Genomic DNA, 26,250 nt, shown 5'->3' with positions numbered 1-26,250 from the left:
GGAACCGCGATTCAATCCGCCCCCACCTCCGTCGTGGGATCGGCCCTGGCATCGATTCCCTCGGCCAGAGCGGCAACCGCCCAGCAGGTGGCCGCGACCGAGATGAAGGAGGACTCGCCGTGCGGGTCCCCGTTGTCGAACGGCGTCTGGAATCCTCGGGCCCGGGTCTGGACAAACCAGGATCCGTCGTCGCACTGGGAGTTGACCAGGAAGGCGAGGCCGCGACGGTAGGCCGGGTCGTTGGTCGGGAAGCCGGTACGAGAGAGGATCGTGAGGGCCTGGCCGGTGGCGTAGGCGTCGCTAGACAGGGAGTCGAGCTGGGCCCAGCCCCCATCCTCCCGTTGGGCAGAGAGGACGGCCGCGCGGGCCTCGGCGATCGCCTCGTCGTCCGCATCGAGCAGCCAGAGGCCCCAGAGCTTCGCGGCCCGGTCTTCCTGGTCCTCGGGTTCGACCGAGAGGAGCCAGGCGTTCGCCTTCGCGATCGCCTCCTTCGAGAGGGATCGATAGGCCAGGGGAGCGAACTCCCGGAGCCCGTAAGCGGCCAGCGCGGTGCACATGACGTGCGAACCCTCCAGCGGAGGGCGGCCGGAGTTGCTCGACCAGCGGCCGGAGGCTTGCTGGTTCTTGAGCAGGAACCCGGCCATGGCGTCGCTCAGCGCGTCCGGCGTCCGATCACCTTCCAGGAAGGCCCAGAGCCCGTAGCCAACCGTCATCGAACCGCCCCCGATCCCCGCCCCGTCCCGCAGAGATTCGATCCGAACCTGGAAGGATTCGGCCGAGAATTCGATGATCTCGGCAAGCAGGTCCCGATCGACCTCGAATCCGGCCCGATCGGCGGCCGCCATCGCCATCGCGGGCAGGGTCTGGTGGTGGCAGGAGAAGCAGTCGCGGTGGTCGGGGTAGTTCCGGGCCGCCTGCTCGATCCGGATCAGGCCGCGCTCGACCGCGCCCCGGATCGCCTCCGGCGGCGGGCCGTCGTCGGCCCAGCAGCGGCCCATCGGGAGCGAGGCCAGGGCGATCCCGAGCGCGATCCGCCACGCCGTCATGATTGGTCCCTCCATTGAATCAGGCATCCGAACTTCGAGGTCCACTCGCGGACGAATGCCGCCGGGGCGCTCCGCTCGATTGCTTGATTGTCCATCCGGGTCGGCCGGGGGGCAAGGCGCGTCGGGAGGCTGGCGGGAGGGGGGGGTTGATTGAGCGGGGCCGGGGCGCCTGGTATGGTGAACCGATCCCGCCAGGCCGAGCACCGACGCCCCGACACCCGAGAGAGACGCGCCATGAGGTCGAACCACCTCGCCGTCGTCGCGATCCTCGCCGCCGCGATCCCGGGCGGCCTCTTCCCCTCCCTCGCCGGCACGCGGGCCCGGGCCCAGGATCCCGGTGGCGTCGTGCCGACGGACGAATCGGGGCGAACGCTCAACCTCGACTTCGAGGCCGGCACCCTGGCCGACTGGACCTCGGAGGGGGAGGCCTTCCGCGACCAGCCGATCGAGGGAGACACCGTCGCCTCCCGCCGCTCGGACATGAAGAGTAACCACACCGGGTCCTACTGGGTCGGCAGCTTCGAGCGCAAGGGGGACGCGCCGAAAGGCACGCTGACCTCCGTGCCCTTCAAGGTCACCCACCCCTTCGCTAGCTTTCTCGTCGGCGGCGGTGCGCACCGGAGAACCTGCGTCGAGCTGGTGCTGGCCGACTCGAACATCGTCATCGCCGAGGCGACGGGCGAGAATGTCGAGAACATGAGCCGGGTGGTCGTTGACCTGTCCCCGTTCGTCGGCGACACCCTCCAGATCCGGCTGGTCGACGAGGTGTCCGGCGGCTGGGGCCATCTCAACTTCGACGACTTCCGCTTCCATCCCGAGAAGCCCGACATCCCCTCCCGAGCGCCGCTCCCCCCGCGCGACTCCTACGCTCACGCCGGCCTCTCCCCCGAGGAGGCCGCCGCCGCGATGACCGTTCCCGAGGGCTTCCGCGTGATCCTCGCCGCCGGTGAGCCGGACGTGGTGCGGCCGATCGCCCTGGCGATCGACGACCGAGGCCGCGTCTGGGTCCTGGAGAATCACACCTACCCCTTCCGCGCCCCGGAGGGGGAGGGGACCGATCGCATCCTCATCTTCGAGGACGAGGACCACGACGGCCGCTTCGACTCCCGCAAGGTCTTCTATGAAGGCCTGAACATGGCGACCGGCCTGGAACTCGGCTTCGGCGGCGTCTGGGTCGGGGCGGCTCCCGAGCTGCTGTTCATCCCCGACACGGACGGCGACGACGAACCCGACGGCGCCCCCGTCGTTCTGCTCGACGGCTGGGGCCTCCAGGACACCCACGAGACGCTCAACAGCTTCACCTGGGGACCTGACGGGTGGCTCTACGGCTGCCACGGCGTCTTCACCCACTCCCGGGTCGGCAAGCCAGGCACGCCCGACGAGGAACGCATCCCCATCAACGCCGGCGTCTGGCGCTACCACCCCACCCGCCACGAGTTCGAGGTCTTCGCCCACGGCACCAGCAACCCCTGGGGCGTCGACTTCGACGAGTTCGGCAACTGCTTCATCGAGGCCTGCGTCATCCCCCACCTGTACCACATGGTCCAGGGCGGTCGCTTCCAGCGCCAGGCCGGGCAGCACTTCAACCCGCACACGTACAACGATATCAAGACGATTGCCGACCACGTCCACTACGTCGGCCTCACTCCCCACGGCGGCAACGACCGCTCCGACTCCGCCGGCGGCGGCCATGCCCACTCCGGCCTGCTCATCTACCAGGGGGACGCCTGGCCCGAGGAGTACCGCGGCTCGCTCCTGATGAACAACATCCACGGCGCCCGGCTCAACCGGGACCTCGCCCAGCCCTCCGGCTCCGGCTTCGTCGGCCGCCACGCCCCCGACTTCCTCCTGGCCAACGATCGCGCCTCCCAGATCCTCGCCCTGAAGCACGGCCCCGACGGCAACGTCTGGATGATCGACTGGTACGACCTCCAGCAGTGCCACGTCCCCGATGCGAGCATCCACGACAAGAATAAGGGACGTGTCTACAAGATTGCATTCGAGCGTCCGAGCTCCGGCGGCGAGCCGATCGTCGACTCGGCGCGTCGGCTGCTCGACGCGTTGGCCCGTCGCGCGGGGCTCCCCGACGGCGTCTCTCCCGAGGAGTTCGCCTCCCAGATCGACGACCTCCGGCGGGCGGACGACCGCACCCTTGCCGTCGTCGCCGTCGCGTCCCGGAACGCCTGGCATTCTCAGCATGCCCTCCGACGCCTCGCCGAACGCGGGCCGGAGGTCGAGGATGACACCCGATTCCTCCTCGCGTCCTTCCTCCGCCTCGCCCCCGAGCCCGTCCAGCGACTTCGGGCCCTGTGGGCCCTCCATGTGACGGGAGGCGTGAACTCAGACGAGATCCGGCAGGGGCTCTCGGATGCGGAGCCCAACGTCCGCTCCTGGACGATCCGCCTGGCGATGGAAGACGGCGAGGCCGCCGACTCCGAGCTCGCCCGCTTTGCCGAGCTGGCCAAGGCCGACCCGTCTCCGGTCGTGCGCCTCGCGCTGGCCTCGGCCCTGCAGCGCATGCCGGCCGAGTCGTCGGCGAGCTGGGCGATCCTCGAAGGGCTTGTGGCGCACGCCGAGGACGCGGAGGATCACAACCTCCCGCTGATGGACTGGTATGCCCTGGAGCCGAAGGCCGGCGCCGAGCCCGGCCGGGCGCTCGCCCTGGCGTCGTCGTCGCCAATTCCGGGGCTGCTGGAGTACACCGTGAGGCGAATCGGGGCCATCGGCACCGACGAGGCGCTCGCGCTGCTGGTCGACGGGCTCGGCCAGGCCGAGTCGACCGCCGGGCAGGTCACCATTCTCGGCGGCCTGCTCGACGCGCTCAAGGGCCGTCGCCAGGTGACGATGCCCGAGAACTGGCCCGCCGTCTTCCGGTCACTGCTCGAAGGCGGAAACGCCGACGTCCGCTCCCGGGCCACGGCGCTGGCGCTCACCTTTGGCGACTCCTCCGCCCGAGAGGTCCTGCTCGACGTCCTCACCGACCGCTCCGCCGATGCCGCCCTCCGGCTCGACGCCCTGGAGGCGCTGCGCAAGGCCCGAGCCCCCGGGCTCGCCGGACAGCTTCGCCACCTGCTCGACGATCCCGCCGTCCGCGGGGCCTCCCTCCGGGCGCTGGCCGACTTCGACGACGTGGAGACGCCCGAATCGGTCCTGGCGATCTACCCGAGGCTGGCGCTCGCCGAGCGTCGAGACGCCCTGAACACGCTCGCCGCCCGCCCCTTCTCCGCCCGGGCGCTGCTCGACGCCGTGGGGCAGGGGAAGGTGCCCGCCACCGACCTGTCGGCCGACATCGTGCGACAGCTCCGCAACCTCGACGACGAGCAGGTCACGGCCAGAATCACCGAGGTCTGGGGCACCGTCCGGGACACCCCGGCCGATCGCGCCGAGCGGATCGCGCAATTCAAAAATATGCTCACGTCGGCTCCCGAGGCGGAGCCCGACGTCGCGCTCGGGCGGGCCGTCTTCGTCAAGACTTGCGCCCAGTGTCATAAGCTGTTCAATCAGGGGGGGGACATCGGCCCCGAGCTGACCGGATCGAATCGGTCGGACCTGGATTACGTTCTCTCGAACGTCCTCGACCCCTCGGCGCTGATCGGCAAGGATTATCAGGCGCACCTCGTCGCCACCGTCGACGGCCGGGTTCTTACCGGAATCATCAAGCGAGAGGATGAGAACGCGATTACCCTCGCCACCGCGAACGAGACGATCACGCTGCCCGTCGACGAGATCGAGGAACGCCGGCTCAGCGACCAGTCGATGATGCCCGACGACCTCTGGGCGAATCTGTCGGACCATGAGATCCGCTCCCTGGTCGCGTACCTTGCCAGTCCGTCGCAGGTGCCGGTGCTGCTCACCCAGGACACGGCGCCGATGTTCTTCAACGGCGAGGATTTGACCGGCTGGATCGGCGACCCCGAGCTCTGGAGGGTCGAGAACGGCGAGATCGTCGGCCAGACGAACGGCCTCAACCACAACGAGTTCCTCAAGAGCGAGCTGGTCGCCACCGATTTCCGCCTCCAACTGGAGGTGATGCTCTCCCCGAACTCCGAGAACAGCGGCATCCAGTTCCGCAGCGAGCCGATGCCCGATGGCGAGGTGAAGGGCTACCAGGCCGACATCGGCGCCGGCTGGTGGGGCAAGCTCTACGAGGAACTCGGGCGCGGGCTGCTCTGGGACGAGTCCGGCGAACCGCACGTGAAGCCCGGCCAGTGGAACTCCTACGAGATCGTGGCCCGAGGGTCGAAGATCCAGACGTTCCTCAACGGGAAGAGGTGCGTCGACCTGGACGACCCCGAGGGGGCCCGTCGCGGCGTCTTCGCCCTGCAACTGCACGCCGGCGGGCCGATGGAGGTCCGCTTCCGCAACCTCGTCCTCGAGCCGATCGGCGACGCTTCCTCCCCGGCTGGCACCGGTGCCCGATCGACCGACGAGGAATGACCCGTCCTCCCCTCCTCTCGACCGCCCGCCCCCGCAACCCCGGAGCCCCCCCGACATGAACCTGCTGACGACATTCAAGGGGTCGATGATGGAGGGTTTCCTGCCCTCCGGCTGGGACCTCTCGAAGATCGACGCCTGCTGCTCGAACCCTCCCGGGTCCGTCACCGAGCGACAGCCGTTCTGGAACGACGGCTTCGAGCCGGTCCCCTGCGCCTCGGTCGAGGACTTCGACGTGATGATGGGGCACGAGATCGCCCAGGCGATCCGTCGCTCCCGGCAGGAGGGGAGGGAGCTGGCGATGATCCTGCCGGTCGGCCCGATGGGGATGTACCGCTGGGCCGTCTACTTCCTGAAGGAGTGGGGCGTCTCCGCCGACCACTGCCATGGCTTCAACATGGACGAGTGGTCCGATGCCCAGGGAAACACCCTGCCGGGGAACGACCCCGGGGCGTTCACCAACGCGATGGAGTCGGCCTTCTACGGCCCGCTCGGGTCGGCGAGCGTGCCGAAGCAGCGGCGCTGGTTCGCCACGTCGGATCGTCTGCCCGAGTACGGCGATCGCATCGCCGAACTGAAGAAGGGGGGAGCGGAACTGGTCGTCATCTTCGGCATCGGCCGGGTCTGCCACATCGCCTTCTGGGAGCCCCACTTCGCCGCCGAGTTCGACGGCGTCGACTCCTGGAAGGCCCAGACTCACCGCATCGGCGCCCGGCTCCACCCGCTGACGATCGAGCAGAACGCGATCACCAGCTTCAAGAGCCGGACGACGCTCGTCCCCGCCTTCGCCAACACGATCGGTCCCGGCCTGTTCCTCCAGGCCGACCGGATCATCGGCGGCGCTGACGGCGTCCTCGGGCGCGGCATGCAGTGGCAGGGGACCAGCCTGTGGATGACCCTGCGATACGGGCCGGACCCGTGGGTCCCCAGCTCGTTCATGCCCACGCTCCCCGGCCGGCTGTTCTTCCTGAAGGAGCTGGCCGGTCCGCTCGAGCCCGAGATGAACTGAGCGCCGGGCCCGCCGAGCCGGGCGATCGAATCGAACCGAACCGAACCGAACCGAACCGAACCGAAACCGCCCCCGGGACTCCGAGAGGGAATCTCCGGGGGCGGTTTCGGTGCGATCCAGCCCTGGGCCTGGGTTGCTTATTCCCGCCCGGCCTCTCCGGCGTCCTCGGCGATCGTGCCTCGGGAACGCCGCTCCTGTTCGAGCCGTTCGCTGGCGTCCCGGAGCTGATTACGGAACAGCAGGTGCAGGTCGTCGGGATCGCCCCGGGTGAGATCCTGGCCGGCCTTGGTGGCGGCGAAGAACCCGAAGCACATCTCATCGGTGGTCCAGTCGCCGAAGTGGACGTCGACGGGGGGCGAGACGGGCTGGTTCGGGTTCTCGGCGGTGTTGTCGTAGTGGGCCACCGCCTTCACCACCGACCCGGCCGGCAGGAAGACGGGCCGCTCCAGCATGTACTGGAGCTGCCAGTTGAAGTCCCAGCGGTCGATCCGGATCAAATCGATCCGATCGCCCGAGGGGGTTTCGGCGAACATGGTCATGTCGGTGCCGAGCAGGTGCATGTGCGGCGAGACGGCATGGAGCTCCACGTCGCAGGGGAGCGGGAGCGTATCGCCGACGACCTCGACCCCCTTCTGGCCCTTGGGGATCGTGAACTCCATGTTCCCCGCCGCCCACCAATGGAGGGCCTGCTTGATGGGCGAGCTCTTGGGGGCCAGGTGCAGGCCGATCCGGGTGAGGTCCGTCTCGGGCTTGCCGCTGGGGTGGTAGTGAACCTGCACGACGATGTCGGAGCCCTTGGGCAGGATGCGGCCGATCCCTTCGGGCAGGAAGTCGGCGTTGGCGCCCGGAGCCCAGCCGCCGAGGTCTCCCCGAATGTCGATCATCGGGCCGCCCTGGCACTCATAGCCGGCCAGCTCGTCCTGGGCGTCCCGCTTGCGGGCCGCTCCCGAGATGTCGATGTAGCCGAGGATATGGTGGACGACCCGAGGGTTGCCCGGCCTGTACTCGATACCGATGATCTCGGCGTCCTCGGGAAGCGGGTTGGGGATGACGAAGCAACGGTGGATGTCCAGCCCGCCGGCGGGGACCTCGAACGGCTCCGGCATCTCGATGATCACGTCCGGCTCGCCGAGCGTCCAGCCCTCGGAGAACTCGGGGGAGGGGGGGAGGTCCGCGGGGTCTCCCTCGGGCATCCCGGCGTCGACCCAGGCCTGGAAGGTGTCGATCTCGGCCTCGGTGAGCGAGCGGTCGTGGCGGAAGCCCACGGCCCCGAAGTCGGGAGCGGCCAGCCAGGGGGGCATGCGGCGATCCAGCGTCACGGTCGCCAGGTCCGGGCCGTGCTTGCGGGCGTCTTCATAGGAGAGCAGCGGGAACGGCGCGATCTGGCCGGGGCGGTGGCACTCCTGGCAGTGTTTCCGTAACATCGGGGCGATGTCGGCCGAGAAGGTCGGGACGCGATCGCCTCCCGCTTCGGCGACGGCGGCGATTTCGGCCCCCTCGGGGCTGATCGCCGCGGTGATGGCTCCCGAGGCGCCCTCCGCGGCCTCGGGAGAGGACGCCGAGGCGATCAGGGCGGCCCGGCTCACTCCGGTTGCGCAGCAGGAGGGGACTCCGGCCTCGGCCGGCTCTCCGTGGAAGGAGGCGTCGGAGGCCTCGATCGCACTCAGCGCGCAGGCCTCGGGCATGGGGACGGGGGAGGCCCCCAGGGCCGAGCAGCAGGAGGCTCCCGATCCGTCGCTCGAGGAGGCGGAGGGAGCCTGGCCGAGGAGGCGGTCGAGGCCGTCCGGGTCGACGAAGGCGTAGACGGCCGAGAGGCCGACGACGGCCGAGGCACCGAAGACGGTGCCGATGATCGAGGATCGGGGCAGACCGAACCGTCGCATCAGGGCCAAACTCCTTTCGGGGAGACGCCGGGGATCGGCGGGGGAGGCCGATCGAATCCCGGCGAGGTCGGGAGGCGGGCAAGCCTTCCGGGACGGGATCAGGGGAGGTTCGCCGGATCCTTCGGATTCTCGACCCGATTCTCGACATCCGGGCCGAAATCGGGCAGCGAGCAGCCGATGGCCTCGGTGCGAGGCTCGGCGATCGCCTCGCCGGCGAGCACGGCGGCGATGGCATCCTTCAGATCATGGGAGCGGACGATCTGGCGGCGGCGGCCGAGGTCGAAGAACTGGTCGTCGATCCGGCCCCGGTATCGGATCCGGCCCCGGTCGTCGACGACAATGGCCGAGGGGACGGTTTCCAGGCCGAGCGATCGGGCCAGGCCGACCGCTCCCCGGCGGCCGATCGGGAACTCCAGGGCGTACTCCCGGGCGTGGTCGGCGACCTCCTCATCCGTCAGGTCGGCGTCCACGTAGAGGCCGACGAACCGGACCCGGGTCGCGTCGGCCTGGCCGGCGATGGCATTCAGCGTCGGGCTGTACTGGTTCGAGATCGGGCAGGGGGTCCAGAGGAAGACGACAGCCAGCACACCGCCTTCGGGAGCCTTCAGGACGATCGGCTCGCCATCCACACCGGTCAGTTCGATCGGCGGGAGGCGATCCGGGCCGGGGGGATCGTCCGGAGTGATCGGCAGCGGCGCGACGAGCAGGGAGGCGAGGGTGAACGGGGCGATCATCCGGCAAGCATCCTCGTCTTGGGCCCTTCGAGACTCGGGAGCCAGGGCCGGAGGACCAACGGCCGAGGTTCTCCGATCGTCCCGGCTTCCCGAGTCGATCGTAGCAGGCCTCCCCCGGGCAGGCATCAAGAAATCGCGCTGAAGCCCGCCGACACGACGGTCATCGTCCCCCTGGAGGATCAGGGAGCCTCGGCATGGGCGCCGTGGTCGAGTGCCGGCCCGAGGTCGTGGGAATGCTCCGCCTCGCCGAAGGAGGAGAGGAACATCAGCCCGAGGCCGAGGAGGAAGGCGATCGAAAGCTTCGTCCGGTCGTGAGAGTGGAAGTGCAACTCCGGGAGCAGGTCGCTCAGGGCGATGCAGAGAAAGGTGCCGGACGAGAAGGCGAGGGCCGAGGCGGTGAGGGAGCCGGACGTCGGGGCGTCGAGCAGGTGGATGCCCACGAGGAACAGCGCCACGCCGATCGGGATCATCAGCGCGAAGCCGAAGTTCACCAGGTGGGCCAGCACCTGGGGAGCCCTGGCGCGGAGCATCAGGCTGACGACCGTGAGGGAGTCGGCCGGCTTGTGGACGATCGTTGCGAGCAGCACCCCGGCCGCGGCGGCCCCGAACCCGCCCCGGGTATCGAAATCCGCCACGACCGCGCTGGCCAGGGCGACCCCCCCGATCAGGCTGTGCACGGCCAGGCCGATGGCCGCGGCGGTCCAGTTCAGGGTCGGGGCCTGGACCCGGGAGTCGGCCGGGTGGTGGTGGTCGCCGTGGTCGCCGTGGTCGCCGTGGTCGTGGGTGTGAGGGTGGTCGAGGAGGGGGGCGTCTCGGTCGCCAGGGGAGGGGGCCTCGTGGTGGTGGAAGGCGAAGAAGCGTTCGAGCAGGAAGAGGACGGTCAGCCCGGCAACGGCCCAGCGCAGCGTGCCAACCGAGCCGGCGGCGACAGCCTCCGGCATCATGTGGAAGAAGGCGGCGCCCAGCATCGTGCCGGCGGCGAAGCTGAGGTAGAGCTGCAGCCGGGTGTGGGTCAGCCGGGAGAGCAGCGGCAGGAGGCCGCCCAGCAGGCTGACGGCGACGATGGCCAGGCAGCAGAGGGCCAGGGGGGGGATCATGCGGGGAGCGGCCTTGCGGGGAATCGGTCTGATTCCGGGCGGAGGGGTCGAAGCGGGGTCGGCCACCGGAGGGCGGTCGGCGTGCCCCTTGCCCGCCCGGTCGGCCCGGGGGATAATCATGGATCAATCGGGCTCGGTCGGCCTGCCCGCCGGCCCGGTGCCTGAGGCCCTGCGACTCGACCCGACCCGCGAGGAGGGCGCCATGGGCAAGCTCAGAGACGACGAGATCCAGGCCCGACTGGCGACGATCCGCGGCTGGGAGCACCTGGGCGACATGCTCGTGCGGACCTGGCAATTCGCCTCCGCCCGACGAGGCCTGGAATTCGTCAACCAGGCCTGGGCGGTCGCCGATCGGCTCGGGCACTATCCCGAGATCGTCCTGGGATTCCGAACCGTCCGGATCGAGCTCAATAGCCGATCCGCCGGGGGACTGACCGATCGGGATTTCGAGCTGGCCGCCGAGTTGAACGGCCTGCCCGACGATCGCTGAGGACGGCTCTCCCGTGTCCTCTCCATCCCGTCCCGCCCCGCCTGGATCGGATCGGGGGGGAGGCTCAGTCCTGGGACGAGTCCGGGCGCCGGGGGCCGGACTGGCCGGCGGCCAGGTCGCGGTAACGGGTCTTGGGGATGCCGTAGACCGGCTGATCGGGGGTCCAGCGGCCCTCGTCCTGGAGGATCAGCAGCCGCTCGGCGCGCGTCTGGACGTTGCGCTGGCGGGCGAGGCCGCTGGCCTTCTTCAAGCTCTTGTCCATCGACATCGGAACAACTCCCGCCCCCGCCGACCTCCGGTGGGGCTCGACGATCGATCCTGTAACGTGTCTGAACCGTTCCCGGCTGGAACGAGACATCATAGCAGTCCGAACCGACGATTCGCAAGCCGAAGGAACCTGACCCGATGGCCGACGCCGCTCGCATCGACGACCTGCTTTCCCAGACCCTCAGCGATTTCCGCTTCTCCCGAGGGGAACGCACGCTGATCGACAAGGTCCTCGACGCCCAGGGAGCCGACCCGGGGGAGCTGGCCCTCTGGCGCAACCGCGCCTTCGCCCTTGCCCGGCAGGCGATGGCCGAAGGGGCCGGGGTTGAGGTGATCGACTGGCTGGAGGAGGTGGAGAAGCTGCTGGCGCATCGCGGCGCCGAGTCCCGGGCGGCGGCTCCCGAATCGGCCGCCTACTTCACTCCGGGCGACTCCGGCCCGAGGGCGATCGCCTGGCTCTTCGATCGCTGCCGATCGACGGCCGAGATCTGCGTCTTCACGATCACCGACGACCGGATCACCGCCGCCATCCTCGGCGCGCACCGCCGAGGAGTCTCCCTCCGCCTGATCACCGACGACGAGAAGGCCCACGACACGGGGTCGGACATCGACCGACTCCGACGGGCCGGAGTGCCGACCCGCACCGACCGCGACCCGAACCACATGCACCACAAGTTCGCGGTCTTCGACCGATCGACCGTGCTGACCGGCAGCTACAACTGGACCCGGGGGGCCGCCGAGCACAACTTCGAGAACTTCATCACCTCGGGGGAGCCGGGCCTCGTGGCCGCCTTCGTGAGGGAATTCGAGCGGCTCTGGAAGGCGATGTCGTGATCCGGGGCAGGGGCCGAGGCCAGCGGTCAAGCGGACAAGACGGCTTCCGTGGCGGGGGGCCGGTCGGGTACGATCGGAGGTCTCGCGATCAGCGATCGCAGACCTTCATTTCTCGATCCCCGGAGTAAGCGATGCCTCTGCGACCCCGGAAGAAGTCAACGCACCGGAACAAGTACATCCGCTGCAAGCGATGCGGCGGCCAGGTGCGCCGCAAGATCGGCCGCTGCAAGAAGTGCAACCAGAGCAACGCGTGATCGGGCCTTTTCTCCAGGAATGGGATCGAGGCGAGGCGCCTCTCCGACCGGTCGGAGGGACGCCTCGCCTCGATGGAATTCCGGCGGAACGTGGCCTGAGCGGCCCGGCCCCGGGGCGGGGCCGGCTCGGGTCACTTCCGCTTGATCTTGTGCAGGGTGTGGCGCCGGACGCGGGGGCAGTACTTCTTCAGGCCGCCCTGGAGCCCTTCGGGAATGCCGCCCCGGGTGTTCACGGAGATCCGGTAGTTGAGGTCGCCGGTCTCGGAGCACTGGAGCCAGACGTACTCGCGACCGGCCGCTTTCTTCGCCATGGGTCCTTCTCCCGCCGGCCGCGCCGGACGGTCCTCTCCTCAGGCAATCGATCGGGACGATGCGATCGGTGAATCGGCAAAGGGAACATTGTACCGGAGCCGGGGCTCGGGCCGCAATGTCAGTCGGCGGGCCGGGGGCCCGGCTCCTTGCCGGTGGTCGAGGAGCGGTTGAGGACCCGGACGGAGAGGTCTCCCGTGACCCGGATCTGGCAGGAGAGCCTGGTGTTGGGGGGCAGGTTCGGCTCGGTGGCCAGGCGGTCGCGCTCGGCCGCCTCCATCGGCGGGGCGTCTCCCTCCAGCACTTCCACCCGGCAGGTCGTACACTTGGCCTGGCCTCCGCAGCGGTGGAGGATGTCGACGCCGGAGTCTTCGATGGCCAGTACCAGCTTCTTGCCCGGTTCGACGTCGAACGCTCCGACGCCCTCGACGGTGATGGTCGGCATGCGATGCTCCTGCGATGATCGACCCGGGGCTCCGGACGGTCGGCCCCGATCGGTTCTCAGCCTACCGAGACGGGCCGAGCCCGGGCAAGCCGCCCCGGGCCGGTCGCTCCGCCGGCTCCTGACAGTCGTGGCGATCGGGACGGCGATCCCCCCCTCCTGCCTGGCCGGGGCGGGGGATGCTCCGATTGTTCCGGCCGTGGAAGTCGTGGCCATCCGTCCCGACGAGCAGTGCCGGCGCGTTCTCTCCCTGTTCGAGGGGGCCCGCTGGCCACATCCGGCCGCCGCGCTGGCCGACTGGAAACGATCGGCCCCGCCGGGAGAGGAACGGTCGTTGGGTAAGCCGCTGGAGGCCCTGATCGCCGCGATCAACCCGCTGACGGCCCGAGAACTGGCCACGCTCCACGGAGCCCGGTTGCGGATCGATCCGGCTCCGGCGGGGGGCTCCGTCCGGTGGGCCCTGCTGGTTCCTCAGGACGACGGCACGATCGCGGCGCTGGCGACCGCGATGACGCTGACCGACGGCATGCCGCAGGACGCGGAGGGCCCGCTCCAGATCGACCGGCTTGGTCCCCCGGGGGCCCCGCTGTCCGCGACGGCGGGGCCGGGGACGCCGGCCGTCGTCGCCTCCGACCGCGATGCCCTGCGATCCGCGATCGCGGGGGCGGGGGAGGGGCCGGACTCGGCTCGATCCGACTCCGACTCCGACTCGGGCTGGATCGTCCGGGTCGATCCGGAGGCGCTGGCTCGCTCGGCCAACCTCCGGGCCCGGCAGCTCGGCCGGGCGCTGGAGGGCCTCGGCTACGGGACCTTCCTCGCGAGGGCGTCGCTCGACGGAGAGTCGCTGCGCGTGGCCGCCGAGGGGAAGCCGTTTTCCGGCGATCGGAAGGACCCCTGGGGGGAGATCGACCCGGACTGGCTGGACTCGGTCCCGACCGATCGGGCGTCGGTGATGGCTTGCCTCGCCGTCCGCCCCGGAGGGGAGGGCTGGGGGGCGTTGCTGGCGGCGGTCGACGAGATCGAACGAGCCGATCCGGCCCGAGTCGGGGTCGCTCCGTTGCGGACTCGCCTCGCCCTGCTGGCGATCGCACACGGGGCCCGCATCGAGACGGAGCTCTGGCCGGCGCTCGAGGGGGTGACGTGCTGGGCGTCCTTCGGCGGTGGGGGCGACGCCGATGGCGTCTTCCTCGCGCTGCACGCCCGGGACGAGGGATCGGCCGGCCGGATCGCCGACCGCATCGTGTCCCCGATCGTCCTCCGGGGGGAGGAGGCGGGGATCGACCCCGGCCGTCGGCTCGGCCGGATCGCCGGCCAGCCGGTGGACCTGGCCCGCCGAGGGAGTTCGGTCTTCATCGGGTGGGGAGACGGCGTGCTGGACGAGGGGCTCGCCAGCCTCGACGACCGGGATCGATCCGCCGGTCCGCTCCTGAGACTCGGCTGGGGAGGGGCCCCCCCGGCTCGGGTCGCCGCGGCCTGGCCGTCGAGGCTGCCGATCGAGGCGGAGCAGGGTGGGCCGCTCCAGGCGGCGTTGGAGGCCGGGCCCCCGATCGTCTGGTTGGGTTGGGAGAGCGAGGACGGCCCGAGAGACGTCGTCCGATGCGACGGGCTCCGGGAGCCGATCCGTCGCTTCCTCGACCGGGTGCCGGCCGCTCCCAGCCCGTCCGGCTCGTCGCCGATTCCCGAGGGGAGCCGACCATGACCCAGCTCGGCGGGACTCGGCTGGTCGACCTGGCCGTCGAGTGGCCCTTGCAGTACGCCGGCGAATCGGTCGGGATCGACGAGGCGTCCTATCCCGGCGTCCGGGGGAGGCTCGCCCAGGTCGAGGGGTATCTCTCGGCGACGGCGATCGCCCTGGTCTGGTTCGGGCCTTCCCCGGAGGGAGGGGAGGACCCCTGGGCAGAGGTCTCCGGGCTGATGTCCCGGGTCGAGGCGGAGTTCTCCGGCCGGCTCCTCTCGGGCCCGGACGACCTGGGCCGCCTGGATCGCGAGCCGGCCGAGGCCCTGACCTGGGCCGTCGCCGGCCTCCGGGGGGCCGCGGCGATCTGCCGATCGGAAGGCGGCACGGATCGGCTCGAGGCCCTGATCGGGCGAGGGGTGCGGGCCGTCCGGCTGGTCGGCCTGGTCGACCGGCCCGCCGGCTCGACGGACGATCTCGGGCTGGGGGAATCGGATCGGGAGCTGTTCGCTGCCCTCGCCGGGCTCGGCGGCCCTCGGATCCTGGTCGACCTGGCCGGCCTCGGGCCCCGGGCGGCGGGGGAGGCCATCGCCTCCTGCGGCGAGTCGGGAGGGGAACTCGTGCCGATCGTCAGTCTCGGGACGCTCCAGGACGGGAAGGCCGGCGGGCTGTCGGCCGAGGACTTCGAGCGGCTCCGGTCGCTCGGGGGGGTCGTCGGCCTGGGGATGGGGCGCCCGTTCGTCGCCGGGGCCGACGCGCTGGCCCGGGAGATCGACGCCTTCGCCTCCCGGACCGGGGGCGTCGACGGACTGGCGATCGGCACGGGGTTCCTCGGGGTCGAGGAGGCGGCCGAGGGCCTCGGGACTGCCCCCGCCGTGCTGTCCTGGCTCGCCGGGCGATTCGACGAGGAGACCTCGGCCCGGCTGGCCTCTGAAAATGCGAGGGCGACGCTCAACCGGGCGATCGCCGGAAGCCATCGAGGTTGATCAGTCTGGGGACCGATCCCGGGAGAGGCCGATCATGACGGCGCCAACGGCCGAGCATCCCACCCGCATCGCCATGTGGTCCGGGCCCCGAAACATCTCGACCGCGATGATGCGGTCGTGGGGAAACCGGCCGGACACGGCGGTTTGCGACGAGCCCTTGTATGCCTTCTACTTGAAGGAAACCGGGCTCGATCATCCCGGCGCCGCCGAAGTGATCGCCCATCACGAGGCCGACTGGCGGAAGGTCGTCGAACAGTTGGTCGGCCCGGTGCCGGGGGGGCGGGCGATCTTCTACCAGAAGCAGATGGCCCACCACCTGCTGCCATCGATCGACCGATCGTGGCTCGACCGCGTGACCAACGCCTTTCTGATCCGGGAGCCCCGGGAGATGCTCACCTCGCTGCTGAAGGTGCTGCCCGAGCCGAGGCTGGAGGACACCGGGCTCCCCCAGCAGGTGGAGATCTTCAACCGGGTCCGGGAGCGGACCGGGGCCGTCCCGCCGGTGGTCGACGCGAAGGACGTCCTCGACGACCCGAGGGGGATGCTCGCGGCCCTCTGCCGGTCCCTCGGCGTACCGTTCGACGATCGGATGCTCTCCTGGCCCCCCGGGCCGAGGGAGACGGACGGCATCTGGGCGAAGTACTGGTACGATAGCGTCGAGCGCTCGACCGGCTTCCAGCCCTACACGCCCAAACCCGATGCGGTCCCCGACCGCCTGCTCGGCGTGCTCGAGCGGGCGGAGGACTGCTACGCGACCCTCTTTGAGCACCGGCTCCTCCCCTGACCCGACCCGCCCCCTCGCTTCCCAACGCTCCCCGGGATCTCCCCGACGATGCTCCAGACCTTCGACGACCGCAACCGAAACCTGATCGTCAACATCAACGGCCGCCTCTCACACCGGGACGAGGCCGGGATCAGCCCGTTCGACTCGGCGGTGCAGGGGGGGGATGCCGTCTGGGAGGGCTTGCGCGTTTACGACGGCCGAATCTTCAGGCTGACCGAGCACCTCGACCGCCTCCGCAGCTCGGCCCTGGCGCTGGCCTTCGCGGAGATCCCCACCCACGAGGCGATCACCGAGGAGATCCGCCGGACCCTCCAGGCCAACCACATGAGGGACGGCGTCCATATCCGGCTGACCCTGACCCGAGGAGTGAAGTACACCTCCGGGATGGATCCCCGCCTGAACACGAAGGGGCCGACCCTGATCGTCCTTGCCGAGCACAAGCCCCCGGTCTACGACAAGGGAGGGATCCGGCTGGTTACCAGCACCATCCGACGGCCCGGGCCCGATGTGCTCGACCCGAAGATCCATCACTGCAACCTGATCAACTCCATCCTCGCCAAGATCCAGGCCAACGCCGCCGGAGCCGACGACGCCCTCATGCTCGACGGGCGCGGCTTCGTGGCCGAGACCAACGCCACCCACGTCTTCCTGGTCGCCGGGGGCGTCGTCCGAACCGGCCGTACCGACGCCTGCCCCGAGGGGATCACCCGGTCGGTGGTACTGGAGATCTGCCGAGTGCACGGCATCCCCCATGCGATCGAGGACCTCTCGCTGACCGACGTCTACCGCGCCGACGAGGTGTTCTGCACCGGCACGATGGGGGAACTCGCCCCGGTGCTGGAGATCGACGGCCGTCGGGTCGGCGATGGGCGGATCGGGGCGATGACGAGGCGGCTCTCCGGGCTCTTCCGGGAGCTGACGGCGACGGAGGGAGAGCGGGTCGTCGACTGACCGGCCGCCTTGCCGGGAGCGGAGGGCGGGGATACAACCGGGACGGTACCGCGCGAGGAGGCCCTATGTACCGCGTCGCCCGAGAAATCGAATTCTGCTACGGCCATCGGCTCATCAACTACGACGGCAAGTGCCGGCACCTGCACGGGCACAACGGCAAGGCGGTCATCCTCCTGGAAGGGGAGGCGCTGGACCGTCGCGGGATGCTCGTCGACTTCGGCGACATCAAGCAGCACGTCCAGCGCTGGATCGACGAGAACCTGGACCACAACATGCTGCTTTGCCGGGACGATCCGATCCTCCCGGTGCTTCAGGACCTAGGCGAGCGGGTGTTCGTGATGGACGCCAACCCGACGGCCGAGAACATCGCGGCCCTGATCTACCGCCAGGCCCGGGACGCGGGCCTGCCGGTGGTGCGGGTGACGCTCTGGGAGACGCCGAAGTGCCACGCCATTTTCGGCGACTGAGGTAACAACGGGCCGCTGAGCGGGCCGATCCCCCCGGAACGCTTCAGGGGGATCGATCCGATCGGCGGCCCCAGGCGAGGGAGGCGAGCACCGACGAGCGTTGGACTCAGTGGTCGTGGCCGTGGGCCGACTCGACGACGTTGGCCCGGGAACCGGAGGTGTAGGGGAAGGTCAGATCCTGGACGAACCACTCGCGACGGCCGTCATGCTTCGTCGCCTCGACCTTGATCAGGGCGTACTGGAGGGCGGGGTATTTCTCGCTCTCCGGCCCGTCGAGGCCGAGGCGGATGTAGGCGAAGGGGGTGATCCCCTCGAAGCCCTTGGCCTCGATGCCGTCGACGTAGATGTGCTGCTCGCTCGAGGAGGCGAGGCGTTCGGCCATGCTTCGGAGGCCAATGAGCCTCGGGTCGCCCCCCTCCATCATCTGCTGCTGAGAGTTGGCTTCCACCTCGGCGAGGAGCTTCTGCGGGGTTGTCTGCTCGCGGCGGGAGGGAGGCTGCGCGATCCAGAACGCATCGGCCAGGCCCTTTTCCTGGAGGGTCTGGGAGAACAGGTCGCCGTAGGCTCGGGCCTGCCGGGCGAGGATCGAGTGCTGGACGAAGGAGATCGTCGGCGCGGCCAGCCCGGTAATCAGCCCGAGGGCGATGCCGACGTTGGCAAGGCCCGCCCCGGTGAGCAGGTCGGGATAGCGTCGGATCATCCGCAAGGCGATCGCCCCACAGGCGATGGCGCCGATCGAGGCGATCAGGAAATTCAGGCTCGCGAAGGTGGCCGCGGAGATGACGCCCAGCGTCAGGGCGCCAATCGCCCAGGTGCTGATCGCCCGATACGTCGGCAACTCGTTCTCGATGGGCGAGGCGGACCACGTCGGGGCCGTGTCGGGGGCGGTCTGGGGGTCGGTGGCCACGGCGAGGGGCTCCTCCTGGAACTGGACTTCGGCCGGGGATGGCGGCGGGCCAGCCGGCAAGGGGAGACGGCGCGGCGGTGATCGGGATGGACGACACGGACGAGGACGTGGGACCGCCGCGACGACGCACCATCCAGGCTAATCCGAGCCGCTTTGGGTCGTCAAGCATCGCGGCGAGATGGCGAGCCCCCGCCCACCCGGAGGTGGGGGGGGATCTGACCGGAGCGGGGGGGGGACCTCTCGGCGCCGATCGGATCAGGAGAGGGCGGCCAGCGAGGGACGCTGGGGAAGCATCGCCAACGCCCCCATGCCGACCCAGATCAGGCCGAGCAGCCAGCCGGTGACGCTGGTCCAGGTCCAGCTCCAGGCGGTGCGCCCGGTTCTCCAGCCGCCGACCATGACGGCCAGGATGACCGGGCCGAGCAGCTCGGGGGCGACCGGGGCGGCCCAGTCCATCCCCCGAGTTCGGCCGACGGCCAGGGCCGAGAGGTCGAAGGCCCAGAGGATCAGGCCGCCGACCATCCAGGTCAGCTCGCCGACGGTTCCCTCGCCGGCCCCCTTCCTCCAGAGCAGCAGCGGCCCGACCATCGCCAGGCAGCCGGCGAGGGTGGCGAGGCTGGACAAGAGCTCCCGGGGAGGCCAGGACAGCTCCCGGCGGTCGACCAGCAGCATGGTGCCGTAGCCGACGGCGGCCAGGACCAGGGCGGCGTTGAGGGCGGGGGAGGAGGACGCGGACGAGTTCGGGGCCTGGCCCCGCGAGGGGGCGCGCTTGGTCGGCGTCGGCATGGTTCGGGCCCGGGTGCGAGGCGGCCGGCGTCGATTCGGGAGGGCGGCGCTGAATCGGCCAGGGAGACGGCTCCGGAGCCGGCCGGACCCGGCGCGCGTCGCCCGACGATCCAGGATTCGGCCGCCCGGCCCCCCCGGCTTCAGCCAGCCGGCCCGGGTCCCCATCCGGTCCCGACGATCATTGCAGCAAGGCCGATCCCGCGGAGGCCTGGGCCGAGCCGGCATCGCTCGAATCGTGAGTGATCAGCGGCAGGCGGTGTTCGACGACCAGCTCCTCCAACTCGGGCCGGGTCGGGTCGAGCACGACCTGCTCCCCCTCGTCGAGCCCTCCGAGGACGTGGAGCAGGTCAATCGTCCCGGGCCGGACGTCGACGACCCGACGCTCGATGCCCCCTTCCCCCCGGGCGACCAGGCAGTAGGGATCGCCCCCCTCATAGGCGATGGCCCGGGCGGGGACCACCAGGGCCCCGGGGCGCTCGTCGGTGAGGATCTCGACCTCGGCCTCCATCTTGGGCATCAGGCCGGGGTACGACTCCATGGCGATGACCGCCCGATACTCCTTGACATCGTCCTTGATCCAGCTGTAGCGGGTCGTCCTCGGAAGCTGCTCGACCTTGAGCACACGCCCCTTCAACTCGACGCCAGGAAAGGCCACGACCCGAACCGTGGCGGGCTGCCCCGCGGCGACGCGCTCGACAATCGTCTCGTTCAGGCCGACCTCAACCTGCATGTTTCCCAGGTCGGGAAGATGGAAGAGGTCCATGTGTTGATGGACGGCCACCCCGACGGCCAGCGGCGGGTCGTCGTCGTCCTGGGCGTAGATCACGTAGCCGTCATGAGGGGCGCGGATGGTGCAGTTCGTCAACTGCTCTTGGTACTCGCGGAGGCGTTCCTCATTCCGCTCGGCCCGGCGCCTCATGTACGTGACGGTGGAAAGCCGGCGGGCGATCTGGCTCTCCAGCGTCTGAACCGTCTTGGGGACGGTGTAGCGCTCGTAGTTGGCGAGGGCCTCCTGGACCCGGTCCAGGGCGATCTGATCGCTCAGCAGGAGTTGCTTCTCCTGCTCATAGCGGGCCTGGGAGATGTAGCCCAGGGGGAGCATGCGCTCGGCCCAGGCCACGCGGTCCTTCTGACGCTGGAGTTGGGCCTCGGCCAGCTTGATCTGACCCTCGTACTGCTGGATCTGCTGGATCCGGGTCCCTTCGAGGAACTCGGTGAGCGAGATGCGGGCGTTCTCCAGCTCAAGCTCGGCCTGCTTCAGCTCCGAGCCTTCCTGCTCGTTCTCGATGATCTTCTGGCGGATCATCTCCTCGTACTCGGAGCCGTCGATCCGGCAGAGAACGTCCCCCTTCTTGACGACCGAGCCTTCGGGGATGATCTCGATGATCATCGATCGGCCGCTGGTGCCGATGCGCTGGCCGCCGGCGCTGCGCTCTTGCAACTGCTGCAATTCGCACTCGATGAGCGTGTTGGAGGCACTGTTGACCTCGCCGGTGGCGGTCACCGTGACGGCCAGATCCGTGCGGACCACGGGGACGCGGGCGACCCCCTCGAGCAGCGCCTTGGCATCGCTCGACCACGACGCCGAAGGCAGCAGGAAGGCCGCGGCGCCGGCCGCGCCGGCGGTCATGAGCAGGCCGGCGAGCCAGGGGATTCGTCGCTTGGTCGTCCTGGTCTTCATGGGACCGATCCTCGTCGGGCGGAGGGAGGGATGGCGGGTGGTCGGCCCCAGGAGGACGGGGCCGGCGCGGGTGGGGGGGGGATGTCGCGGGGCCGACGGGCCCCGGGTCGTCGCTCGCTCCTGGGTGTCGACCCGAAGGAGGAAACAGCCAGGCGGGCCGGATCGTACCGCTCTTCGGTGAGCCGATCCGGGTCAGGTCATCGACGTTTTCTTTGTGTCGACCACTCGGGCCCCAGGCTCTCGACCGTTTGCGGCGGGCCTGGGCCGGACCGTGCGGATTGTACAACAATCGATCAACGGGGGCAACTTGCATGTCCCCGGTTCCCTGCCGGCCGTTCCCGAGGGCCGGTGTCCCGCCTATAAGGGTTATAGAGTCTCAGGGATCGCTCGGCCAGGAAGAAACGGCACTATGTTGGCGAATTGTCGAACCAGTTGGCGGGTCGTCGGTTATGGGCTCCTGGCGGTCGCTTCCGCGGCCGGGAGCCGAGCGGAGGCGGAGGAGCCGCCTCCGCCCTCATCCCAGACCGCTTCCGATCCCGCCGCCGAGCGGGGCAGGGAGGCGTTGCTTTTCCGCGGCTACCTCTCGCCCGAATGGGGAGAGGAGGTCTACCGGAAGGTCGCCGAGCTCTGGGACGGGAAGGCTCCCGACCCCGACGCCGACCCGGAGGCCTACGCCGAAGCGTTCGCCTCCCGGTACGGCCTGCATCCGGCTCCTTATCCGAACGGCGGACTCCCCATGGGGTTGCGGCGATCCGAGAATCTCAAGACCGGCCGCGTCGGGTTCCAAATCGATTGTCTGGCCTGCCACGGGGGCTCGATCGGAGGCCGAAGCTACGTCGGGCTCGGCAATACGCAGCTGGACCTGATCGGCCTGTATCGGGACTTCTACCGGGCCGACGGCCGACCGCTCTTCTTCACCGGCTTTACCGTGAACACCGTCCGCGGTTCGGTCAACGCCGGCCAGATGGCCGCCATCCTGATCAGCCTGCGCAACCCGGACCTCTCGCGGCGTCTCTTCCCGCTCCCCCATGGGGCCAAGTTTCCCGAGACCGACGTGCCGGCCTGGTGGTTGCTCAAGCACAAGCGCACGATGTACTACGACGGCCGTACCGACGCCCGCTCCGTGCGATCGATCATGCAGTTCCTCCTGGGAGAGAAGACCCGGGAGCAGTTCGAGGAGCTGGAGCCGACCTTCGCCGACATCCTGGCCTACCTGAACCGCATCGAGGCCCCCTCCTATCCCTTTCCGATCGACGACGGGCTGGCCGCCCGGGGGCGCGAGGTCTTCGAGGAGCATTGCGCTCGCTGCCACGGCTCCTACGGCGAGGATCGGTCCTATCCGAATCGGATCATCGAGCTGGACGTGATCGGGACCGACCCCGCCCGGGCCCTGGCCGGGACGGAGGCGCTGGTCTCCCACTTCAACGCAAGCTGGTTCGGCGAGACGTACCCCGTCGACGAGGTCCTGACCGGATACCAGGCCCCTCCGCTCGACGGCATCTGGGCGACCGCGCCCTACCTGCACAACGGCTCGGTCCCGACCCTGGCGCAGCTGCTCGACTCGTCGACCCGCCCCGGCCGCTTCCGGCGCCCTCCCTCGACCGGCTTCGAGCACTACGACACCGAGGCGGTCGGCTGGCGCGTGGAGGTGCTCGATCCCGTCTCCCCGGAGCAGGCCGCCCGGGACTCGGATCGGTCGATCTTCGACGCCAGCCGATTCGGGCTTGGCAACCAGGGGCACACCTTCGGCGACCTCCTCTCGGACGACGATCGGCGCACGGTGATCGAGTACCTGAAGACCCTCTGATCGCTCGGCCGTCCTTCCCCCCCCGCGAGGCGTCTCGCGGAGGGGCTCGGAGTCGGGGCCGTCTCGCCGGGACCGGAGGCGTCCCGGCGGAATCGGATCGAGGGTGGAAGGACGCCGGCCGGTGATCCCAGGTGTCCCGATTTCCGATCATCTTCATCCCCGGGGTGGCCGGGGTCGACCCAGCCCCGAGCCAACTCCGACCGACGGTCGGACTCCGAGCAGGCCCGGGATGAGGAGAGGAGAGGCCCCCGGGTCAGTCCTCCGCCGGTCGCTCCGGCTGCTGGACGTCCGGGGGGGTCGAGGCTCGGAGCCGATCGGCGACGCGCTCGGCCTCTCGGAGCGCTCGGAGGGCATTGCCGCCGAGAATCTTGCGGACGTCCTCGTCCGAGTAGCCTCGGCGGAGCAGCTCGTCGGTGATCCGGGGGTAGGTGGAGACGTCCTCCAGGCCGACCGGCACGCGGTCGATGCCGTCGTAGTCGCCGCCGAGGCCGACATGGTCGATGCCGGCGACCTGCACGATGTGATCGATGTGGTCAACGACAACGGAGACGTTGCCGAGCAGCTCCTCGGCGTGCTCGTCGATCCAGGAGCCGAGGGCGCGCTCGAAAGAGGCGTCGTCGGGGTGTTCGGCTCGGAGGCGGGCGCGGGCCTCGGCGAGCTTGCGCGAGGATCCGGCCACGATGAACCCGGGGTAGAAGTTGACCATGATCACGCCGCCGTTCTCCGGCAGGCGGCGGAGGATCGCATCGGGGACGTTGCGCGGGTGGGGGGCGAGGGCGAAGGCGCTGGAATGGCTGGCGATGATCGGGGCCTCGGAGACGCGGAGGCAGTCGTCCATGGTCGCCTCGGAGACATGGGAGATGTCCACGAGGATGCCCAGGCGGTTCATCTCCCGGACGACGCGCTCGCCGAAGGGGGAGAGGCCGTCGCTGATCGGCTCGTCGGTGGCGGCGTCGGCCCAGGGCAGGCTCTTGTTGTGCGTCAGGGTCATGTAGCGGACCCCCAGGCGGGAGAACTGGCGGAGCATCGCCAGGTCCCCCTCGATGGCCACGCCCCCCTCGATGCCGATGAGCGAGGCGATGCGGCCGGAAGCGACGATCCGCTCGACGTCGTCGGCCGTCCGGGCGATCTCGAATGCCTCGGGGTAGCGTTCGGCCATGCGGTAGACCAGGTCGATTTGCTGGAGGACCGTCCGGGCCGGGTCGGGCTGCTCGCTGGGGATGTAGACGGACCAGAACTGGGCGTCGACCCCTCCCTCGAACAGCCGGGGGATGTCGGTGTGGCCGGAGTCGAGCCGATCGGCGATGTCGATCGAGTCGAAGGCGACGTCGCCGTCGAGGCGGAGCCGCCAGGGCAGGTCGTTGTGACCGTCGATGAGCAGAGCGGCGGCGTGGACCTCCGCGGCGCGGGGGGAGACGGCCGCCGGGTCGTCGTCGGCCGGCATGGGGGCGATCAGGCAGGCGGCGAGGAGCGCCGGGGACAGGCAGCTGATCGGGCTCGGGGGCATCGGAGGGCTCCGCGATCGGGTGCGGGCCGGCCTTCTTGCGGCGGGCCCGGGACGGGCCCTATTGTGATTGGCCCGGGGGGCCGGGAGCAAGCGGCCCGGATGCGTCCCCTCGGCCGGAGATGGCCTGTCGTCGGCCGAGGCCCGACGACCGGGAGCCCGACGATGACCTACCAGGATCGAATCCGACGCCCGACCCGAGGCCATCGGGACCTCATCGACCTCACCGAGGAGCTCTCCTCGCTGATCGATCGCTCCGGGATCCGGACCGGAGTGGCCCATCTGTGCGTCGTCGGCAGCACGGCGGCGCTGGGCACGATCGAGTTCGAGCCCGGGCTCCGCGACGACCTCCCCGAGCTGCTCGATCGCCTCATCCCCCCGAGCCCCGAGTACGGCCACGAGCGCGCCTGGCACGACGGCAACGGCCATTCCCACCTCCAGGCCACCCTGCTGGGGCCGTCCCTGTGCGTGCCGGTCGCCGATGGGGCCCCGGTGCTCGGCACCTGGCAGCAGGTCTTCCTGCTGGAATGCGACGTCAAGCCGAGGAGGAGGGAGGTCGTCGTGACCGTGATGGGAGCGTAGGGGAGAGGGGCCGTCGCCGGGAGGCTCTCAAAGCGGGACGGACCGGGAGCATGCCGGGGTCCGATGGGGCTCGGCGATCGGCCCCGAGCGCCCCGGCCCCTTGCGCCCGAGGGAAGCCTCCTGGCGATCCCTCCGGCGATCGGCGGCGGGGTCAGTCTCCGAAGCAGATGCCCAGCTCCCGGCCGGTGCGGATGGTGTCGCCGTCCAGGGGAACGGACTTCATGCGGTGGGTGGCAAGATCGAGGGGGACGTACTTCACGTCGGGGGGGTCGAGGGCGACCATCACGCCGTCGCGGCCCTCGGCGAGGGTGCGGACGGCGGCGGCGCCGAAGCGGAGGGCAAGCAGGCGGTCGGAGGGGGAGGGGGAGCCCCCTCGGAGCAGGTGGCCGAGGACGACGACGCGGACGTCCTTGCCGGTCGTCGCCCGGATCCCCTCGGCGACCTTCTCTCCCATGCCGCCCAGGCGCTCGACGCGCCCCGGCTCGCCGGGGACGAGCGAAACCTCTCCCCCCCGGGGGCGGGCCCCCTCGGCCACGACGACCAGGGAGAAATGGCGGCCGATGCGATCTCGCTCCGCGATCTTCCGGGCGACCGGCTCCAGGTCGAAGGGGATCTCGGGCAGGAGGATCACGTCGGCCGTCGCGGCGATGCCGCAGTGCAGCGCGATCCAGCCGGCGTAGCGGCCCATGACCTCGATCACGATGACCCGCTCGTGTGCCTCGGCGGTCGAGTGCAGGCGGTCGATGCACTGCGTGGCGAAGTCCACCGCGGTCAGGAACCCGAAGGTGAGGACCGTGCCGTCGAGGTCGTTGTCGATCGTCTTGGGCACGCCAACGATGCGGACGCCGAGGCGGCTCAGCGCGTGGGCGATCTCCATCGAGCCGTCGCCGCCGACGGAGATCACCGCGTCGACGTTCTCCTTGAGCCGATCGGCCAGCTCCGGGGTGCGGTCGATCGTCGCCATGGTCCCGTCGGGGCGGCGGACAGGGTAGCGCAGCGGGTTGTTCTTGTTGGTCGTGCCGAGGATCGTCCCGCCCAGGTGGGTAATGCCCCGGACCCGATCGGCGTCCAGCGGCATCAGGCCGCCGTCGGGGAAGCGCTCGGGGGTCAAAACGCCGTCGAAGCCGTCCCGGATGCCGACGACCTCCCAGCCCCGGTTCACGGCCGAGACCACCGCCGCCCGGATCACCGCGTTGAGGCCGGGGGCGTCTCCTCCCCCGGTCGAGATCCCGATCCGACGGATGGGGAACGTCGTCGACTCCATGATGGCCCGCTCCCGGTGTCGCTCCGCAACCGAATCCTCTCGTCCGAGCGTGGTTAT

At 70.2% G+C, this 26,250-nt stretch carries 24 protein-coding genes; 12 read left to right on the top strand and 12 right to left on the bottom strand.

The genetic code is table 11. The annotated features are described in order from the left end of the window. Positions 1-11 precede the first annotated feature (11 nt). Positions 12-1,046: a prenyltransferase/squalene oxidase repeat-containing protein gene (locus TsocGM_RS03925; RefSeq protein WP_126724012.1), complete on the bottom strand. Its 1,035-nt coding sequence runs from the start codon at positions 1,044-1,046 to the stop codon at positions 12-14. Between the two features lie 234 nt (positions 1,047-1,280). On the opposite strand from TsocGM_RS03925, the gene TsocGM_RS03920 reads away from it, so the two are divergent. Beyond that, a complete protein-coding gene (locus TsocGM_RS03920; protein ID WP_126724011.1) occupies positions 1,281-5,483 on the top strand; it encodes a PVC-type heme-binding CxxCH protein in 4,203 nt (1,400 codons plus the stop codon). Between the two features lie 55 nt (positions 5,484-5,538). Then, positions 5,539-6,489 carry a sugar phosphate isomerase family gene (locus TsocGM_RS03915; protein ID WP_126724010.1) on the top strand — a complete coding sequence of 317 codons (951 nt, stop codon included), beginning with the start codon at positions 5,539-5,541 and terminating at the stop codon, positions 6,487-6,489. Positions 6,490-6,626: 137 nt separating this feature from the next. On the opposite strand, the gene TsocGM_RS25765 is transcribed toward TsocGM_RS03915, so the two are convergent. From TsocGM_RS25765 to TsocGM_RS03900, 3 genes are all read right to left on the bottom strand, one after another. Then, positions 6,627-8,372, bottom strand: a complete 1,746-nt coding sequence (locus TsocGM_RS25765; RefSeq protein ID WP_158633368.1) for a peroxiredoxin — start codon at positions 8,370-8,372, stop codon at positions 6,627-6,629. Positions 8,373-8,470: 98 nt separating this feature from the next. Then, complete coding sequence (locus TsocGM_RS03905; RefSeq protein WP_158633367.1) at positions 8,471-9,106, bottom strand: redoxin domain-containing protein; 636 nt, start codon at positions 9,104-9,106, stop codon at positions 8,471-8,473. Positions 9,107-9,285: 179 nt separating this feature from the next. Continuing rightward, a complete protein-coding gene (locus tag TsocGM_RS03900) occupies positions 9,286-10,323 on the bottom strand; it encodes a ZIP family metal transporter (protein WP_233578257.1) in 1,038 nt (345 codons plus the stop codon). A gap of 82 nt (positions 10,324-10,405) precedes the next feature. Between TsocGM_RS03900 and TsocGM_RS03895 the strand changes: the two genes are divergently transcribed. Continuing rightward, a complete protein-coding gene (locus TsocGM_RS03895; protein WP_126724007.1) occupies positions 10,406-10,693 on the top strand; it encodes a 4a-hydroxytetrahydrobiopterin dehydratase in 288 nt (95 codons plus the stop codon). 64 nt (positions 10,694-10,757) lie between these two features. On the opposite strand, the gene TsocGM_RS03890 is transcribed toward TsocGM_RS03895, so the two are convergent. Beyond that, entirely contained in the window at positions 10,758-10,961 is a 204-nt protein-coding gene (locus TsocGM_RS03890; protein ID WP_126724006.1) for a small basic protein, read from the bottom strand. A 137-nt stretch (positions 10,962-11,098) separates the two neighbouring features. Between TsocGM_RS03890 and TsocGM_RS03885 the strand changes: the two genes are divergently transcribed. Beyond that, positions 11,099-11,794 carry a phospholipase D-like domain-containing protein gene (locus TsocGM_RS03885; protein WP_126724005.1) on the top strand — a complete coding sequence of 232 codons (696 nt, stop codon included), beginning with the start codon at positions 11,099-11,101 and terminating at the stop codon, positions 11,792-11,794. 131 nt (positions 11,795-11,925) lie between these two features. Continuing rightward, positions 11,926-12,048 (top strand): hypothetical protein, encoded by a 123-nt coding sequence (locus tag TsocGM_RS27515; RefSeq protein WP_261341618.1) that lies wholly within the window; start codon positions 11,926-11,928, stop codon positions 12,046-12,048. 131 nt (positions 12,049-12,179) lie between these two features. Here the strand turns inward: TsocGM_RS27515 and rpmG are convergent, their stop codons facing one another. Then, positions 12,180-12,359 (bottom strand): 50S ribosomal protein L33, encoded by a 180-nt coding sequence (gene rpmG / locus TsocGM_RS03880; RefSeq protein WP_126724004.1) that lies wholly within the window; start codon positions 12,357-12,359, stop codon positions 12,180-12,182. Positions 12,360-12,478: 119 nt separating this feature from the next. Then, positions 12,479-12,802 carry a 2Fe-2S iron-sulfur cluster-binding protein gene (locus TsocGM_RS03875; RefSeq protein WP_126724003.1) on the bottom strand — a complete coding sequence of 108 codons (324 nt, stop codon included), beginning with the start codon at positions 12,800-12,802 and terminating at the stop codon, positions 12,479-12,481. A gap of 196 nt (positions 12,803-12,998) precedes the next feature. Between TsocGM_RS03875 and TsocGM_RS03870 the strand changes: the two genes are divergently transcribed. The 5 genes from TsocGM_RS03870 to TsocGM_RS03850 all read left to right on the top strand — a co-directional run bounded on the left by TsocGM_RS03870 (position 12,999) and on the right by TsocGM_RS03850 (position 17,662). After that, the gene (locus TsocGM_RS03870) at positions 12,999-14,498 is read left to right on the top strand and encodes a hypothetical protein (RefSeq protein WP_126724002.1); all 1,500 of its coding nucleotides are present in this window, start codon (positions 12,999-13,001) and stop codon (positions 14,496-14,498) included. Continuing rightward, on the top strand, positions 14,495-15,460 hold the full coding sequence (locus TsocGM_RS03865) for a Zn-dependent dipeptidase, microsomal dipeptidase (RefSeq protein ID WP_126724001.1): 966 nt from the start codon (positions 14,495-14,497) through the stop codon (positions 15,458-15,460). The genes TsocGM_RS03870 and TsocGM_RS03865 overlap by 4 nt, the downstream gene beginning before the upstream one ends. Positions 15,461-15,494: 34 nt before the next feature. Continuing rightward, positions 15,495-16,244, top strand: coding sequence for a sulfotransferase-like domain-containing protein (locus tag TsocGM_RS03860; RefSeq protein ID WP_199756695.1), 750 nt, complete (start codon positions 15,495-15,497; stop codon positions 16,242-16,244). A gap of 48 nt (positions 16,245-16,292) precedes the next feature. Continuing rightward, positions 16,293-17,195, top strand: coding sequence for an aminotransferase class IV (locus TsocGM_RS03855; RefSeq protein ID WP_126724000.1), 903 nt, complete (start codon positions 16,293-16,295; stop codon positions 17,193-17,195). A 65-nt stretch (positions 17,196-17,260) separates the two neighbouring features. Then, positions 17,261-17,662, top strand: coding sequence for a 6-pyruvoyl trahydropterin synthase family protein (locus TsocGM_RS03850; RefSeq protein ID WP_126723999.1), 402 nt, complete (start codon positions 17,261-17,263; stop codon positions 17,660-17,662). A 106-nt stretch (positions 17,663-17,768) separates the two neighbouring features. Here the strand turns inward: TsocGM_RS03850 and TsocGM_RS03845 are convergent, their stop codons facing one another. The 3 genes from TsocGM_RS03845 to TsocGM_RS03835 all read right to left on the bottom strand — a co-directional run bounded on the left by TsocGM_RS03845 (position 17,769) and on the right by TsocGM_RS03835 (position 21,036). Beyond that, complete coding sequence (locus TsocGM_RS03845; protein WP_126723998.1) at positions 17,769-18,569, bottom strand: DUF4190 domain-containing protein; 801 nt, start codon at positions 18,567-18,569, stop codon at positions 17,769-17,771. A 255-nt stretch (positions 18,570-18,824) separates the two neighbouring features. Continuing rightward, positions 18,825-19,355, bottom strand: coding sequence for a hypothetical protein (locus TsocGM_RS03840; protein ID WP_126723997.1), 531 nt, complete (start codon positions 19,353-19,355; stop codon positions 18,825-18,827). Positions 19,356-19,533: 178 nt separating this feature from the next. Continuing rightward, a complete protein-coding gene (locus tag TsocGM_RS03835) occupies positions 19,534-21,036 on the bottom strand; it encodes an efflux RND transporter periplasmic adaptor subunit (protein WP_126723996.1) in 1,503 nt (500 codons plus the stop codon). Between the two features lie 562 nt (positions 21,037-21,598). On the opposite strand from TsocGM_RS03835, the gene TsocGM_RS27790 reads away from it, so the two are divergent. Next, on the top strand, positions 21,599-22,843 hold the full coding sequence (locus TsocGM_RS27790; RefSeq protein WP_315850365.1) for a c-type cytochrome: 1,245 nt from the start codon (positions 21,599-21,601) through the stop codon (positions 22,841-22,843). A 253-nt stretch (positions 22,844-23,096) separates the two neighbouring features. Here the strand turns inward: TsocGM_RS27790 and TsocGM_RS03825 are convergent, their stop codons facing one another. Continuing rightward, positions 23,097-24,350 carry a dipeptidase gene (locus TsocGM_RS03825; protein WP_126723994.1) on the bottom strand — a complete coding sequence of 418 codons (1,254 nt, stop codon included), beginning with the start codon at positions 24,348-24,350 and terminating at the stop codon, positions 23,097-23,099. A gap of 162 nt (positions 24,351-24,512) precedes the next feature. Between TsocGM_RS03825 and TsocGM_RS03820 the strand changes: the two genes are divergently transcribed. Continuing rightward, a complete protein-coding gene (locus TsocGM_RS03820) occupies positions 24,513-24,929 on the top strand; it encodes a secondary thiamine-phosphate synthase enzyme YjbQ (protein ID WP_126723993.1) in 417 nt (138 codons plus the stop codon). Positions 24,930-25,080: 151 nt separating this feature from the next. Here TsocGM_RS03820 and TsocGM_RS03815 read toward each other — a convergent pair whose 3' ends face one another. Beyond that, the gene (locus tag TsocGM_RS03815; RefSeq protein ID WP_126723992.1) at positions 25,081-26,193 is read right to left on the bottom strand and encodes a 6-phosphofructokinase; all 1,113 of its coding nucleotides are present in this window, start codon (positions 26,191-26,193) and stop codon (positions 25,081-25,083) included. Positions 26,194-26,250 lie beyond the last annotated feature (57 nt).

This window comes from Tautonia sociabilis (assembly GCF_003977685.1).
Lineage (GTDB): Bacteria > Planctomycetota > Planctomycetia > Isosphaerales > Isosphaeraceae > Tautonia > Tautonia sociabilis.
The sequence above is the reverse complement of the archived record's forward strand: the minus strand, read 5'-3'. Positions and strand labels throughout refer to the sequence as shown.